Source organism: Acetobacter sp., assembly GCF_047723915.1.
Classification (GTDB): Bacteria; Pseudomonadota; Alphaproteobacteria; order Acetobacterales; family Acetobacteraceae; genus Acetobacter.
This window is the reverse complement of sequence record NZ_JBDOBQ010000008.1, coordinates 20,724-35,403: the sequence shown is the minus strand read 5'-3', so window position 1 is coordinate 35,403 and position 14,680 is coordinate 20,724. Positions and strand designations below refer to the sequence as shown.

Genomic DNA, 14,680 nt, shown 5'->3' with positions numbered 1-14,680 from the left:
TCAAAAAACCCGGATCTGTTACACTTTCAAAACCCTGTAACAAAAAAGGGGGTGGCAAGACCTGCCACCCCCTTTTTGCCGTCATATGTCCGGCCGGTCTGGCGCGTCAGAAGCTCTGATCGTCGCCACCGCCCCAGTCACCGCCAAAATCACCACCGGAGTCCCCCCCGACACTGAAATCCTGGTCGGCGGCACTTCCCGCCCCGCCGAACGGATCGGCGGAGGCCGTGTCGCCATAGTTGTTGTTGATGATGGTCTCACCCCCCTGGCCGCCACCAAAGCCGCCGGCACTTTCATGCGAGCCGCTGAAAAGGCTTGTCAGCGCATTGGCCGCCAGCATACCGCCCGCGACACCCGTGGCGGTGCTGAGCGCGCCCCCCAGAAAACCCGACCCGCCCTGGAACATGGAAGGGCGCATGCCATACGGCATGGGCTGGGCTGCCGGCTGCTGGTACCCGGGACCGGGCGCACCGCCCCACCCCGGAGGCGGAGCCGCCTGCGGCGCTGCCTGCTGCTGGCCACCCCCGAACAGCCCGCCAAAGAAACCGCCCGACTTCTGCCCCCCGCCCTGCTGCTGGGCCGTCTGCAGGGCCTGCTGCGCCTGCTGAAGCTGGAACTGAAGCTGCTGAATGCGATTCTGCGCCTGAACCAGTGCCGCTTCCTGCACGACCGCCATCTGGGTGATACGGTAACGGGCTTCGGGGTATTTCTGGAAGCCCTGCGCAATCAACTGGTCAGCCTGCGGGTCGATGGGCGACAGGGCAGGCTGGGTGCCGGGCACGCTGCCAAAACCCTGGGGCGAACCACCCACGCGGGCAAAGAATTTCTCGATAAGATCGCGTTCCTCGTTGGTCATACCATCCCTTCCTGCCCGCGACGGGCTGCTGTGCTGCGTCGTCCGTAGCACCTTACCTTGACCAAGATGTGGCAAGCACACAAGCCCGTTACAAGGGCCTGCGCAGGGCCAGCACCCCATCGCACCCCGGCCGTATGCCAGACACGCCGGCCGACACCGCGTAATACCTGCCCTCTCTCTTCCTGTTCGGGGCGCGGGAGCGTATGGTGTGCCGCCGCGTGCAAGCCACGCATCCGATATCAGTCTCATTTGCGGAGTTTCATCCCGATCATGGACCCGGCGTCTCCCCGCCCGACAGAGCGACCTCTTTCCTTCCAGGACCTGATCCTGACCCTGCACCAGTTCTGGTCGAAACAGGGTTGCGCCATCCTCCAGCCCTACGATCAGGAAATCGGCGCGGGCACGCTGTCACCGCATACGACCCTGCGCGCCCTGGGCAACCGGCCATGGCGGGCCGCATACGTGCAGCCCTGCCGTCGCCCGTCGGACGGGCGCTACGGCGAAAACCCGAACCGCCTGCAGCATTACTACCAGTATCAGGTGCTGCTCAAACCCACGCCGGAAGAAAGCCAGAAACTGCTGCTCGACAGCTACCGTGCGATCGGCATCGACCCCGAACGCCACGATATCCGCTTTGTGGAAGATGACTGGGAAAACCCCACCATCGGGGCCTGGGGCCTGGGGTGGGAGGTCTGGTGCGACGGCATGGAAGTGACCCAGTTCACCTATTTCCAGCAGGTGGGTGGTATTCCCGTCAGCATGCCCTCCACGGAACTGACATACGGGCTGGAACGTCTGGCCATGTATGTGCAGGGTGTGGAGAACGTCTACGACCTGGACTTCAACGGCGCGGGCCTGACCTACGGGGACGTGTTCCTGCGCGCCGAAAAAGACTATTCGCGCCATAATTTCGAACTCAGCGACACCGCCATCCTACTCCAGCATTTCAAGGACGCGGAGAAAGAAAGCGTTGCCCTGGCCGAAGCCGGCGTGGCCCAGCCCGCCTATGACCAGTGCCTGAAAGCCAGCCACCTGTTCAACCTGCTCGACGCCCGCGGTGTCATCAGCGTCAGCGAGCGCGCGGCCTATATCGGGCGTGTGCGCACACTGGCGAAACTGTGCTGCGAAACCTGGCTGGCCGGCGAGGACCAATAACACCATGCCCGAATTGCTGATTGAACTGTTCTGCGAAGAAATTCCCGCCCGCATGCAGCAGCAGGGGGGAGAAACCCTGCTCCGCCTGCTGGATGAGGCCCTGGCCCCGCTGAACCCCACCAACGCCGTGGCCTATACAGGCCCACGCCGGATTGCGGCCTCCCTTACGGTCATGGACGAAGTGCCCGGCCGCACAATTTCCGAACGCGGCCCGCGTGAGGGCGCGCCTGAAAAAGCGCTGGAAGGCTTCATGCGCAAGCATGGTGTCACGCGCGAGGCACTGGTGCTCAGCAACGGTTTCTGGCTGCTGGAGCGGGACGAACCCGCTTTGGGCGCGCAAGCCCACATAGCCGCCACCCTGCCTGACCTGCTGCGCCGCTTTCCGTGGCCCAAATCCATGCGCTGGGGCGTGGGCAGCGCCTTTACATGGGTGCGTCCGCTGCGCCGTATCCTGTGCCTGCTGGATGGGGCCGTCGTGCCTTTCTCGCTCGCCCATGGGGATGATAACGGCCATGGCCTTCAGGCCGACGCGCTGACGGAAGGCCACCGTTTTCTCAGCCCCGGTGCGGTCAGCGTGAACAGCGTGGCCAACTGGGCAGAAACACTGCGGGCCCGCCATGTCATGGTCGATGCCACCGAACGCCGCCAGAGCATTACGGAAGGGCTGAACGCCCTTGCCACGTCCGAAGGTCTGTCCGTCGTTCCCGATACGGGGCTGGTGGACGAAGTAGCCGGGCTGGTGGAATGGCCCGTGCCTTTTCTGGGCCGGATCGACAGCGTGTTCATGGACCTGCCGCCCGAGGTCATGCAGGTGTCCATGCGGGTCAACCAGCGCTACTTCGCCCTGCGCGGCAGCGACGGCTCAGCAGCACCCCGCTTTGCCTTTGTCGCCAATATCGCCCCCACGGATGACGGCACCCTGATCGTGACCGGGAACGAGCGCGTGCTGCGCGCCCGCTTTGCCGATGCCCGCCATTTCTGGGATCTGGACCGCAGGCAGAGCCTGGAGTCCCGCCTGGGACTGCTGGATGCCGTGACCTTTCATGCAAAGCTCGGCTCGCTGGGTGAGCGCACACGTCGCATGACGCGCCTGGCGGGCCTGCTGGCCCCGATGGTGGGAGCACCCGTGGCCGAATGCGAACGCGCCGCCCTGCTGAGCAAGATAGACCTGACAACCGGCATGGTGGGGGAATTCCCCGAACTGCAGGGGGTCATGGGCGGGTATTATGCAACCCATGACGGGGAAGCCGCATCCGTGGCCCTTGCCGTGCGCGAACAGTATACGCCGCGCGGCCCGGGAGATGCCGTACCCACCGCCCCTGTTTCGGTCGTGGTGGGGCTGGCCGACCGGCTGGACATGCTGTGCGCGTTTTTTGCCGCCGGGGAAAAACCCTCGGGTTCGGGTGACCCGTTCGGCCTGCGCCGCGCGGCCCTTGGCATTATCCGCCTGATCCGCGAGAACGGCCTGCGGCTCGATCTGGTCAGGCTGTTCACGCTCGCGGCCGAGGCCCTGCCGCCCGAACTGCGCGACGCACCGGACCTGGCCCTGCTGCCGCAGTTCATGGCCGAGCGCCTGCGCGTGCAGCTTCGGTCCGAAGGGGCGCGGCATGACTGCCTGGCCGCGATTTCGGTCGGCAATACCGATACCGACATCGTACGCCTGCTGGCCCGCGCACAGGCGCTGCAAGCCATGCTGGAGACCGAAGACGGCACCAACCTGCTGGCAGCCACCCGCCGCGCAGCCAATATCCTGCGCATAGAAGACAAAAAGGACGGCCCGCACGAAGGCTCGCCCGACCCGGCCCTGTTCCAGCAGCCTGAAGAGCACGACCTGTTCACGGCTCTGGAGCGGGTGGAAACACCGGTGGAAGCCGCCTTTGCCGAAGAACGCTTTACAGACGCCATGCGCGAGGCCGCGAGCCTGCGCCCGGCACTGGACAGTTTTTTCGAGCAGGTGACCGTCAACGCGCCTGAACCGGCGCTGCGGCTGAACAGGCTGAAGCTGCTCTCCCGCCTGGTGCGGATGATGCGACTGATCGCCGATTTCAGCCAGATCGAAGGCTGACGGGCCAAAGCTGACAGAACAAAAAAAGGGCGGCCCCGATACGGTGGCCGCCCTTTTTTTAATTCTGCCGGTCTCGCGCCTGCCGGTATCGTCCCTGCCGCGGCAGCCCGACAACGCGGCGCAGCGGCAGGAGTGCTCCTGGCCAGCGCCGCTACGCGACCGGCCTAATGATCCCCCGCGCCGGGAATGACGTCGTAGCCAGCACTGCCCGCAGGAGGGCCGGGTGGAGGCACCTCGCCCACGGTCACGGAAACAAGCTTGTCCGCGGACGGGCCGATTTCACGCGCATCGATCGCCGTACCCAGTTCGCCACTGCTGCCCGTACCCACGGCATAGAGCATCTGGCCGGGCTGGAGCAGGCTGGCCACACGGGCCGCCTCCGCCGGAGACAGGTAAATGACGGCATGGTCCTTGAGCACAGCGCCCGTCAGCTTGCCGCCCACGCTGTACAGCGGCATCCACACCTCGCCATGCTGGACCAGATCGGGGCCTGCAATCATTTCCGTGGAATGCACCGGCATGCTGATGAAATTGTCCTGCACGCTGCGGCCGCGCGGGCTTGTAACCTCGAAAGCCCGGATGATCGGCAGCCCGACACCCTTGAGCCCGCTGATCTGCACCGTGTCACCCGGCTTGATAAGCCCGGCAAAACTGTGCCCTTCAGCCACAGAAACAAAAACCTGCGTGCCGTCGGTCAGGATAAAACCGATGATCCCGCCATGGGTGGAAGGCAGGAACTGTTCGATCCGGCCGGTAAACACCGGCAGGGGCGACAGGTCATAGACGCCCTGCGTGCTATGCTGCGGAGCCGTATGGGCTGGCTGGGCCGTCTCGATCTGGGGGGACACCACCTTGCGGGCGGGGGCCGCGACAGCAGCAGAAAAAGCCAGTGCTGCAACCAGGGGTGCCGCACAGAAAAAAGACAGATGGCGCATTATTCAACCGACTATAAAATCGCAGCCCCGATGGGCCAGAAACAGGCCCCGCACCCCATGTACCAGACATGAGAGCGGGATTCGCCCGTTATTCTTCGCCACGAAAAGCATTTACCGCAAGAGCGTGGGCAGCGTGTCAGTGCCGGAAATGGCGCATACCAGTAAACACCATGGCAATACCCGCCGCATCGGCCGCGGCAATAACCTCATCATCACGGATGGACCCGCCGGGCTGGATAACGGCGGTGGCACCTGCGGCCACAATGGTTTCAAGCCCATCGGCAAAGGGGAAGAAAGCATCGGACGCCGCGACGGAACCCTGGGTCAGCGGGGCTTCCTGCCCGGCGGCCTTTGCGGCTTCCCCGCTCTTGCTGGCGGCGATACGCGCTGAATCGACCCGGCTCATCTGCCCCGCACCGATGCCAACCGTCGCCCCGCCCTTGGCATAGACAATGGCGTTGGACTTCACATGCTTGGCAACCCGGAACGCGAACACAAGATCCTGCATTTCCTGCGCGGAGGGTGCGCGCTTTGTCACGACCTTGAGGTCTGTCGGCAGAACGCGGCCATTATCGCGCGTCTGGGCCAGAAAACCGCCCGCGACCGAGCGCACGACAATGCCGTCCGCCGCCGGGTCGGGCAGACCACCGGTCAGCAGCAGGCGCAGGTTCTTCTTGCGCGCCAGCAGGGCCTTTGCGTCGTCCTGGGCATCGGGGGCGACAATCACCTCGGTAAAGATGGTGGCGATTTTCTCGGCCGTGGCGGCGTCGAGCGTGCGGTTCAGCGCCACAATGCCACCAAAGGCGGACACAGGGTCGCATTTCAGGGCCTCGTCCCACGCGGCGGACAGGCTGGGGGCTACGGCTACGCCACACGGGTTGGCATGCTTGACGATAACCACGGCCGGGCTGTCGAATTCGGCAACGGCTTCGAACGCGGCGTCGGTATCGTTGATGTTGTTGTAGGACAGGGACTTGCCCTGCACCTGCACGGCGGAGGCAACGCCAGGACGGGGGCTGCCATCGCGGTAGAACGCGGCGTGCTGGTGCGGGTTTTCGCCATAACGCAGGACTTCGGCACGCTGGCCCGCCAGAATGAACCGCTCGGCCAGAGGCTGCCCGGCCTGGGCCGAAAACCACGCCGCAATGGCTGCGTCATAGGCGGCCGTGCGGGCATAGGCTGCCCCCGCATAGGCCCGGCGTGCGTCCAGCGTGGTGCCGCCATCGCCCAGCGCGTCAATCAGGCCCTCGTACTGCGCAGGGTCAGTCAGCACCACCACATGGGCGTGGTTCTTGGCCGCTGCCCGGATCAGGGCCGGACCGCCGATATCGATGTTCTCGATGCAGGTTTCGGCATCCGCACCGGAGGCCACGGTTTTCTCGAACGGGTATAAATTCACCGCCACCAGATCGATCGGGCCGATGCCGTGCTCTTCCATCTGGGCCAGATGGGCGGGCAGGTCACGCCGCCCCAGAATACCACCATGGATCTTGGGCACCAGCGTCTTGACGCGACCATCCAGAATTTCGGGGAAGCCGGTATAATCCGACACGTCCATCACCGGCACTCCGGCGTCGCGCAGGGTCTTGGCCGAACCACCGGTCGAGAGGATTTCCGCCCCCTGCGCCGCAAGAGCGCGGGCCAGATCGAGCAGGCCGGTTTTATCGGAAACGGAAACAAGGGCGCGGCGAACGGGCAGCGTCGTCTGGCTCATGGTTGGGACCTCTCACACGGCGGAAACGAGAATGCGGCTGGCACCATCATCCCGCGCGGAAGGAACCAGCCAGAAAGAACTGAAAATCCGGGCACCCCCTAGCGGCGGGTGAATGTCCAGTAAAGCGGCTGGCGTCCGGCGGCTATGGCCTTGGCCTCGTAACGGGTGGGGAACCAGCCTTCGGGGCGCTGCATCACCGGCGGCGGGGCGTCGAAACTGGTCTGCTCGGCCATGACGTCGTTCACCCAGGCCTGATAGGTTGGGTCATCGCTCGCCACGCGCCACACAGCACCCGGTTTGAGCGCATGCGCTACCAGGGCCACGTTCTGCGGATGCACGAAGCGCCGCTTGGCATGGCGGGCCTTGGGCCACGGGTCGGGGAACATCAGGAACAGCCGGTCCAGACTGGCTTGAGGCAGGGCGCGCAGGACCAGACGGGCGTCATCGTCCCACAGGCGCAGCATTTCGGGCAGCGGGGCCGTGGCTTCCTGCTCCATGGGCACAAGGTGCGTCAGCAGGGAACACAGGCCGTTATGGAAAACTTCGGAGGCGATATAGCCCACATCGGGGTGGGCGCGGGTCTGGGCGAGAACATGCTCGCCCCCGCCAAACCCGACTTCAAGCCAGATCTGCTCCGGCCTGTGCCCGAACACGGCAGCCGGGTCGGCCGCCTGTTCAAGCGGAAAACGCAGCCGGGGCAGCGTTTCTTCCAGCAGGCGTTCCTGCCGGGGCCTGAGCGGATGACCGCGCTGGCGGCCATACAGCCGCTCGGGCGGGGGTTTGACATCCGCCGTATCAGGCTGGCTGGCTATGGCACGCGCCATGGCAGCCTGATCTTTGACCTCCGGCATGGACAACGCGCCTTCTTAGCCGTTCAGCGCGCCACGCAGGGCGTCAACCAGGTCCGTACGTTCCCAGGTGAAGGTATCCAGCGCGTCATCAGGCGTGCGGCCAAAGTGACCATACGCGGATGTCACGGCATAGATCGGCCGGTTCAGACGCAGATGCCTGCGGATACCGCGCGGTGTCAGATCCATGACCTGGCGCAGCACTTCACCCAGACGGGCTTCATCCACATCCTTGCCGGTTTCATCCAGGTCGACATAGACGGACAGCGGATGCGACACGCCGATGGCGTAGGACAGCTGGATCGTGCAGCGATCGGCCAGACCAGCCGCCACGACGTTCTTGGCCAGGTAACGGCAGGCATAGGCTGCCGAACGGTCGACCTTGGTGGGGTCCTTGCCGGAGAATGCGCCACCGCCATGGGGGGCCGCACCGCCGTAGGTATCCACAATGATCTTGCGCCCGGTCAGGCCGCAGTCGCCATCGGGGCCACCGATCACGAACACGCCGGTCGGGTTGGCGTAGAACTCGCTCTCGGGCGGCATCCAGCCTTCGGGCAGCACGTCACGCGTGATGGCCAGCAGGCCTTCGCGCAGGACGTCCTGCTTCACACCTTCATCGTGCTGGGTGGAAATGACCACCGAGGTCGCGCCCACGGGGCGACCGTTCACATAACGCAGCGTGACCTGGCTTTTGGCGTCGGGCTGAAGGCCCGCCACGCGCGGGTCACCCGCACGGCGCAGGTCGCGGATCTGGTGCAGGATGCGGTGCGCGTAATACAGCGGCGCAGGCATGAGGGTGTCGGTCTCGTTCGAGGCATAGCCGAACATGATCCCCTGGTCGCCAGCGCCTTCGTCCTTGTCGTCGGTGCTGTCCACACCCACGGCGATATCCGCCGACTGGGCATGCAGGTAGTTCGCCGCATCTGCGTGGCGCCATGAGAAACCGGCCTGATCGTAGCCGATATCCTTGACCGCTTCACGCGCTGCTTCGATCAGCTGCTCGGACGTGACACTGGCGGGACCGCGCACTTCACCCGCCAGGACGATGCGATTGGTTGTCACCAGCGTTTCACATGCCACGCGGGCTTCCGGGTCCGCAGCCAGATAAGCGTCCAGAACGGTATCGCTAATCCGGTCAGCTACCTTGTCGGGATGGCCTTCGGAAACGGATTCCGAAGTAAACAGAAAATCGCCGTCTTTACGCATAATGGTGCCGTTCGCCCCACGCAGAGTGAAAAAGGAAACAGGTGACCACCCCCTTGAAGCACAAAGGGGATGGTCCGCGTATGGCGGTATAGCGGCCAATGGTCAAGGGCTGAACAGCGCCACAACGGGCTGATCTGCGGTTTTCAGCCCCGCAGCACGCACATAATGCGTAAATCAGCCGCCAAAAACACGCTAAAGCGGGGGAAGACCCAGAACATCTTCCATATTATACAAATCCGAATCGCGATTTTTCAGCCACAGGGCTGCCCTGACAGCCCCGGTTGCGAAAATACGGCGGTCGAAAGCCCTGTGCGACAGGGTAATCTGCTCGTCCGCCGAGGTGAACAGCAGTTCATGCTCACCCACGATCTGGCCTCCGCGCAGGGCCGCAAAACCAATGGCGCCGGTCTTGCGCGGACCCGTATGACCGTCGCGCCCGCTTTCGCGCACATCCGCCAGCGCCACCTCCCGCCCGCGGGCCACGGCCTCACCGATCGCCAGCGCCGTGCCGGAAGGGGCGTCGACCTTCTGGCGGTGGTGCATTTCGACAATTTCAGCATCGTAGGATTCGGCTGGCAGAGTGCGGCCCATCAGGGTGGCCAGACGCTGCACCAGCGTAACGCCGGGCGAAAAATTGGCTGCATGCACCACGGCGATCCTGCGCACGGCCGCCTGCACGGCAGCAAGCTGCGCCCCGGACAGGCCGGTGGTTCCCAGCACCCAGGCAGCCCCACCTTCAACCAGCGCTCCGGCATGGGACACGACCGTATCGGCATGGGTGAAGTCGATCACCACATCGCTGATGCGGGCAAGCCCGACCATATCCGTCAACAGCACCGCCCCGTCAGGAAGGGCAAGGTCGCGGGCCTGTTCGGGGTCGCGGGTGGTGCCCCCGGACAGGACAGCCCCTGCCGCGAGCACTTCCTGCACCAGCAGTCGCCCGACCCGGCCCGTAATACCAGCTATGCCAATGCGCATCGGGCTTATTCCGTTCCTTCAAAAAAATCGCGGACACGGCGGAAAAAGCCGGTGTGTTCGGGGCTGTGCTTGACGTCCTCGCCCGCTTCGGTCTCGAATTCCTCCAGCAGTTCGCGCTGGCGCTTGGTCAGGTGCTGGGGGGTTTCCACCGTGACCTGAATGTACATGTCGCCCCGGGCACTTGAACGCAGGACGGAAAAACCCTTGCCCCGAAGGCGGAAATGCGCGCCGGTCTGTGTGCCCGACGGAATTTTCACCGTCGTACGGCCCCCGTCTATGACAGGAACCTCGATTTCCGTGCCAAGGGCGGCCTGCGCCATGCGCAGGGGCACACGGCAATAGACATTGGCGCCGTCACGCTGGAAAATACCATGCTCGGCCACCGAGACATGCACATACAGGTCACCCGGCGGCACGCCATTGCCGCCAGCCTCACCCTCGCCCGTCAGGCGAATGCGTGTGCCGTCCTCGACGCCTGCGGGAATCTGCACGGCAATGGTGCGTTCACGCTCGACCGTACCCTCTCCATGGCAGGTCTTGCAGGGGTCCTTGACGATCCGGCCTGCCCCGTGACAGGTCGGGCACGGCCGCTCCACAATAAAAAAGCCCTGCTGCGCCCGCACCTTGCCGGCACCATGGCAACTCGGGCAGGGCTGCACCCCGGCATCGCCATCGCCCGACCCCGTGCCGTTGCAGCTTTCGCATGCGACACGGGTAATAATGCGAACATCCTTTTTCACGCCCGTAAAGGCTTCTTCCAGCGTGATTTCCACCTGGGTCTGGATATCGTTGCCGCCGCGGGTCTGGCCGCCGCGCCGACCCATCATGTCGCCGAACATCTGTTCGAAAATATCGCCCAGACCGCCACCGCCAAAGCCGCTGAAGTCGAACCCGCCGGGCCCACCGCCGCCGCCGCCCTCGAAGGCGGCATGGCCGAAGCGGTCATAGGCGGCACGCTTCTGCTCGTCCTTGAGGACGTCGTAAGCCTGGTTGATTTCCTTGAACTTGGCTTCAGCCGTCGCATCGCCCGGGTTGCGATCGGGGTGGTACTGCATGGCCAGCCGGCGATAGGATTTCTTGATTTCCTCGGATGAAGACGTGCGGGAAATTTCAAGAATTTCGTAGTAGTCAACCTGCGTGGCCATGGGTGTCCTCTTGGGCTGCCTCTTGCCTGAGCACAGCAACTGTCCAGAATGAAAAAAGGCGCCCGCCTTCAGGAAGCACGGGCGCCGGAACTCTCAGGCGGAGTGGCCATTCTGGTACAGGCCACTCCGTAAGCGGATGTCCGTTCAGGACTTCTTGCTGTCGTTCACGTCTTCGAAGTCGGCGTCGACAATCTCTTTCTCATCCGCTGCGGCACCGGCGGCAGCACCTGCTTCCGGCCCTTCCTGGCCTGCCTTGTAGGCGGCTTCGCCCACTTTCATGGCTGCCTGGGTCAGACGTTCGGTCGCGGCCTTCAGCGCTTCCGCATCGGTCCCTTCCAGAGCGGACTTGACCGCGGCGACAGCGCTTTCGGCCTCGGCCTTTTCAGCCGCGGGAACCTTGTCGCCCGCTTCGGTCAGAGATTTCTCGACCTGATGGATCAGGGCTTCCGCGCTGTTGCGGGCTTCCACCTGCTCGCGCTTGGCCTTGTCAGCCGCCGCATTGGCTTCGGCTTCCTTCACCATCTTTTCGATATCGACATCGGACAGACCACCAGACGCCTGGATCTTGATCTGCTGTTCCTTGTTGGTGGCCTTGTCCTTGGCAGAAACCGAGACAATGCCGTTGGCGTCGATATCGAACGTGACCTCGATCTGCGGCACGCCACGCGGTGCGGGCGGAATACCGGTCAGGTCGAAGTTGCCCAGCAGCTTGTTGTCAGCCGCCATTTCACGCTCGCCCTGATAGACCTTGATGGTCACGGCACCCTGGTTGTCATCCGCCGTGGAGAACACCTGGCTCTTCTTGGTCGGGATGGTGGTGTTACGGTCGATCAGGCGGGTAAACACCCCACCCAGGGTTTCGATCCCCAGGGAAAGCGGCGTCACGTCAAGCAGCAGCACGTCTTTCACGTCGCCCTTGAGCACAGCGCCCTGAATGGCCGCACCGATGGCCACCACTTCGTCCGGGTTCACGTTGCGGGCCGGGTCCTTGCCGAAGAACTCCTTCACCGTTTCGATCACCTTGGGCATACGGGTCATGCCGCCGACCAGGATGACTTCATCGATCTGGGACGCGGACAGGCCGGAATCCTTCAGCGCCGCCTTGCAGGGTTCAAGCGTGCGGGCGATCAGGTCGTCCACCAGGCTTTCCAGCTTGGCGCGGGTCAGCTTGAGCACAAGGTGCTTGGGGCCGGACGCATCAGCCGTGATGAACGGCAGGTTGATTTCGGTTTCCTTGGAGGAGGACAACTCGATCTTGGCCTTTTCCGCCGCTTCCTTCAGGCGCTGAAGGGCCAGCTTGTCGGACCGCAGGTCAATGCCCTGCTCGCGCTTGAACTCGTCAGCCAGATAGCCGATCACGCGGTTGTCGAAATCTTCACCACCCAGGAACGTGTCGCCGTTGGTGGATTTGACTTCGATCACGCCGTCGGAAATTTCCAGGACCGATACGTCGAACGTGCCGCCGCCAAGGTCATAGACCGCAACCGTGCCACCGCTCTTCTTTTCCAGCCCGTAGGCCAGTGCCGCAGCCGTCGGCTCGTTGATGATACGCAGGACTTCAAGCCCGGCGATACGGCCCGCATCCTTGGTGGCCTGACGCTGGGCGTCATTGAAGTAGGCCGGAACCGTAATGACGGCCTGGGTCACCTTGTCGCCCAGATACGCCTCGGCCGTTTCCTTCATCTTGCCCAGAATGAACGCGGAAATCTGGGAAGGCGCGTATTTCGTGCCGCGTGCCTCGACCCAGGCGTCCCCGTTGTCACCCTTGACGATGGTGTACGGCACCATGCCCTTGTCCTTCTGGACAGTGGCGTCTTCAAAACGGCGACCGATCAGGCGCTTCACGGCGTAAAGCGTGTTGGCGGGGTTGGTTACGGCCTGGCGCTTGGCGGCCTGACCGACGAGCATTTCGCCGCCTTCGGTAAAGGCGACCATGGACGGCGTAGTGCGCGCGCCCTCGCTGTTTTCGATAACCTTCGTTTCATTGCCTTCACGCACGGCCACGCAGGAGTTGGTGGTGCCAAGGTCAATACCAATAACTTTGCTCATGTATATTCCCTCCAGCGACCTCTCGCGGCCCGAAGCACCACGTAAGGCCCCTTTTATTTATCTATGCCGACACCGTTCCATGATCCATCGGAACAGTCTCGAATGACACTCTTGGATGTAAGGGAGCGTTTTCCCTTTTTCAAGACGACGCCCCCGGCAGGGACGGGTTTTTTCGCCCCGTCAGCCATGTGCCCGCGCCCCATCCCAGGTGCGGGCACATACTGCTTACGGTGTCTTGGCAACAACAACCATGGCGGGCTTGAGCAGACGGCCATGCAGGGTCCATGACGGTGTCCATGCCTGGATCACGGTGCCATGGGTGTGCTCGGCGCTGGGCTGTTCGGCCATGGCCTGGTGCAGGTTGGCGTCGAACGGCTTGCCCGCCGGATCGTCACTTTTGATGCCGTGGCGTTCCAGAATACCCAGGAAGGACCGTTCGGTGCTTTCGATGCCTTCACGCATCTTGAGCAGCACCGAATCCTCGCCCTCCTGCGCAGGCGGCAGGCTGGCCAGCGCGCGGCGCAGGTTTTCAGCCACTTCCACCACGTCACGTGCGAATTTCTGCACGGCGTACTGGCGGGCATCCTCCACGTCGCGCTTGGCGCGCGCCAGCAGGTTGTGGTTTTCAGCTTCGGCGCGCAGCCATTTTTCCTTGAATTCCGCAACGGAATTTTCAAGTTCGAGAATGCGCGCATCCCCTTCGGCCGGATGTTCGGCCTGGGGGGCTGTCTGTTCGGCCTGGGCCGGCTCCGCCGGTGCCTCGACCTGGGTGGGATCTGTATCGTGGGTCATATGTCATTAGGTAAGCAACACGACCGCAGCCGACAAGACCTTGCCGGTGCATCCGCGACATGATTTTACGCTACCCCCGCCAGCCCCGCACCCCCACGATCCGGGCCGGGCGGAAAAAACAGTGTTATTCGTCGGCCCCGCCTCTTGGCATGGCGGGTCCGGCAAGCCTAATCTGTGTCGCCTGCCGATGGCTGTGAAGGAACACGCAAACAATGACTGAGCGCACCAAACAGACGATTGCGCTGGTTGATGACGATCGCAACATTCTGGCATCGGTTCAGATGACGCTTGAAGCCGAAGGCTTCACTGTCCGCACCTATACAGACGGAGAATCGGCGCTGCAGGGGCTGACGGCCTACCCGGTCGACCTTGCCGTGCTGGATATCAAGATGCCCCGCATGGACGGCATGGAACTGCTGCAACGCCTGCGCACGCGGTCCAACCTGCCCGTGATCTTCCTGTCTTCCAAGAACGAGGAAGTCGACCAGCTCATGGGCCTGCGCCTTGGGGCCGACGACTACATCACCAAACCGTTTTCCCAGCGGCTCCTGCTCGAGCGTATCCGCGCCCTGCTGCGCCGCAACGACGCCAGCCGCGCGGAAGCCAACGGCGCCCCGGCTGGCGGCGCGCTGATACGGGGCGAACTGGCCCTGGACGAGCTGCGCCACAAATGCACCTGGAAAGGGGAGGACGTGCCCCTGACGGTCACGGAATTCCTGCTGGTCAAGACACTCGCGCAGCGCCCCGGTCTTGTAAAATCGCGCGACCAGCTGATTGATGCGGCCTATGGCGATACGGTCTATGTGGATGACCGCACCATAGACAGCCATATCAAGCGCGTGCGCAAGAAGTTCCGCCAGGTGGATGACGACTTCAACCAGATCGAGACCCTTTACGGGATCGGCTACCGTTACCGTGAGGAATAGGCGCGGCTCAA

12 protein-coding genes are annotated in these 14,680 nt (G+C 63.6%); 3 read left to right on the top strand and 9 right to left on the bottom strand.

The features are described from left to right. Positions 1 to 106 precede the first annotated feature (106 nt). Positions 107 to 856 carry a DUF2076 domain-containing protein gene (locus ABF990_RS06520; RefSeq protein ID WP_415490694.1) on the bottom strand — a complete coding sequence of 250 codons (750 nt, stop codon included), beginning with the start codon at positions 854 to 856 and terminating at the stop codon, positions 107 to 109. Positions 857 to 1,126: 270 nt separating this feature from the next. On the opposite strand from ABF990_RS06520, the gene ABF990_RS06515 reads away from it, so the two are divergent. Both ABF990_RS06515 and glyS read left to right on the top strand, forming a co-directional pair. Further along, a complete protein-coding gene (locus tag ABF990_RS06515) occupies positions 1,127 to 2,011 on the top strand; it encodes a glycine--tRNA ligase subunit alpha (protein ID WP_415490695.1) in 885 nt (294 codons plus the stop codon). A gap of 4 nt (positions 2,012 to 2,015) precedes the next feature. Further along, on the top strand, positions 2,016 to 4,076 hold the full coding sequence (gene glyS / locus ABF990_RS06510; RefSeq protein WP_415490696.1) for a glycine--tRNA ligase subunit beta: 2,061 nt from the start codon (positions 2,016 to 2,018) through the stop codon (positions 4,074 to 4,076). Positions 4,077 to 4,240: 164 nt separating this feature from the next. On the opposite strand, the gene ABF990_RS06505 is transcribed toward glyS, so the two are convergent. The 8 genes from ABF990_RS06505 to ABF990_RS06470 all read right to left on the bottom strand — a co-directional run bounded on the left by ABF990_RS06505 (position 4,241) and on the right by ABF990_RS06470 (position 13,743). Beyond that, positions 4,241 to 5,011 (bottom strand): OB-fold nucleic acid binding domain-containing protein, encoded by a 771-nt coding sequence (locus tag ABF990_RS06505; protein ID WP_415490697.1) that lies wholly within the window; start codon positions 5,009 to 5,011, stop codon positions 4,241 to 4,243. A 136-nt stretch (positions 5,012 to 5,147) separates the two neighbouring features. Further along, complete coding sequence (gene purH, locus ABF990_RS06500; RefSeq protein WP_415490698.1) at positions 5,148 to 6,725, bottom strand: bifunctional phosphoribosylaminoimidazolecarboxamide formyltransferase/IMP cyclohydrolase; 1,578 nt, start codon at positions 6,723 to 6,725, stop codon at positions 5,148 to 5,150. A 98-nt stretch (positions 6,726 to 6,823) separates the two neighbouring features. Then, on the bottom strand, positions 6,824 to 7,549 hold the full coding sequence (trmB, locus tag ABF990_RS06495) for a tRNA (guanine(46)-N(7))-methyltransferase TrmB (protein WP_415490728.1): 726 nt from the start codon (positions 7,547 to 7,549) through the stop codon (positions 6,824 to 6,826). Between the two features lie 42 nt (positions 7,550 to 7,591). Further along, the gene (metK, locus tag ABF990_RS06490; RefSeq protein ID WP_415490699.1) at positions 7,592 to 8,779 is read right to left on the bottom strand and encodes a methionine adenosyltransferase; all 1,188 of its coding nucleotides are present in this window, start codon (positions 8,777 to 8,779) and stop codon (positions 7,592 to 7,594) included. Positions 8,780 to 8,971: 192 nt separating this feature from the next. After that, entirely contained in the window at positions 8,972 to 9,757 is a 786-nt protein-coding gene (gene dapB, locus ABF990_RS06485; RefSeq protein ID WP_415490700.1) for a 4-hydroxy-tetrahydrodipicolinate reductase, read from the bottom strand. A 5-nt stretch (positions 9,758 to 9,762) separates the two neighbouring features. Next, a complete protein-coding gene (gene dnaJ, locus ABF990_RS06480) occupies positions 9,763 to 10,902 on the bottom strand; it encodes a molecular chaperone DnaJ (RefSeq protein ID WP_415490701.1) in 1,140 nt (379 codons plus the stop codon). 144 nt (positions 10,903 to 11,046) lie between these two features. Further along, entirely contained in the window at positions 11,047 to 12,951 is a 1,905-nt protein-coding gene (gene dnaK / locus ABF990_RS06475) for a molecular chaperone DnaK (RefSeq protein ID WP_415490702.1), read from the bottom strand. A gap of 225 nt (positions 12,952 to 13,176) precedes the next feature. Further along, a complete protein-coding gene (locus ABF990_RS06470) occupies positions 13,177 to 13,743 on the bottom strand; it encodes a nucleotide exchange factor GrpE (RefSeq protein WP_415490703.1) in 567 nt (188 codons plus the stop codon). A gap of 212 nt (positions 13,744 to 13,955) precedes the next feature. Here ABF990_RS06470 and ABF990_RS06465 point away from each other — a divergent pair, with 212 nt between their 5' ends. Continuing rightward, complete coding sequence (locus ABF990_RS06465) at positions 13,956 to 14,669, top strand: response regulator transcription factor (RefSeq protein WP_415490704.1); 714 nt, start codon at positions 13,956 to 13,958, stop codon at positions 14,667 to 14,669. Positions 14,670 to 14,680 lie beyond the last annotated feature (11 nt).

What these genes read in the sequence shown, in the direction of transcription:
- dnaK (WP_415490702.1), bottom strand. Translation starts at nt 12,951, where the DNA reads ATGAGCAAAGTTATTGGTATTGACCTTGGCACCACCAACTCCTGCGTG.
- ABF990_RS06470 (WP_415490703.1), bottom strand. Translation starts at nt 13,743, where the DNA reads ATGACCCACGATACAGATCCCACCCAGGTCGAGGCACCGGCGGAGCCG.
- dnaJ (WP_415490701.1), bottom strand. Translation starts at nt 10,902, where the DNA reads ATGGCCACGCAGGTTGACTACTACGAAATTCTTGAAATTTCCCGCACG.
- ABF990_RS06515 (WP_415490695.1), top strand. Translation starts at nt 1,127, where the DNA reads ATGGACCCGGCGTCTCCCCGCCCGACAGAGCGACCTCTTTCCTTCCAG.
- glyS (WP_415490696.1), top strand. Translation starts at nt 2,016, where the DNA reads ATGCCCGAATTGCTGATTGAACTGTTCTGCGAAGAAATTCCCGCCCGC.
- ABF990_RS06520 (WP_415490694.1), bottom strand. Translation starts at nt 856, where the DNA reads ATGACCAACGAGGAACGCGATCTTATCGAGAAATTCTTTGCCCGCGTG.
- metK (WP_415490699.1), bottom strand. Translation starts at nt 8,779, where the DNA reads ATGCGTAAAGACGGCGATTTTCTGTTTACTTCGGAATCCGTTTCCGAA.
- dapB (WP_415490700.1), bottom strand. Translation starts at nt 9,757, where the DNA reads ATGCGCATTGGCATAGCTGGTATTACGGGCCGGGTCGGGCGACTGCTG.
- ABF990_RS06505 (WP_415490697.1), bottom strand. Translation starts at nt 5,011, where the DNA reads ATGCGCCATCTGTCTTTTTTCTGTGCGGCACCCCTGGTTGCAGCACTG.
- trmB (WP_415490728.1), bottom strand. Translation starts at nt 7,549, where the DNA reads ATGGCGCGTGCCATAGCCAGCCAGCCTGATACGGCGGATGTCAAACCC.
- purH (WP_415490698.1), bottom strand. Translation starts at nt 6,725, where the DNA reads ATGAGCCAGACGACGCTGCCCGTTCGCCGCGCCCTTGTTTCCGTTTCC.
- ABF990_RS06465 (WP_415490704.1), top strand. Translation starts at nt 13,956, where the DNA reads ATGACTGAGCGCACCAAACAGACGATTGCGCTGGTTGATGACGATCGC.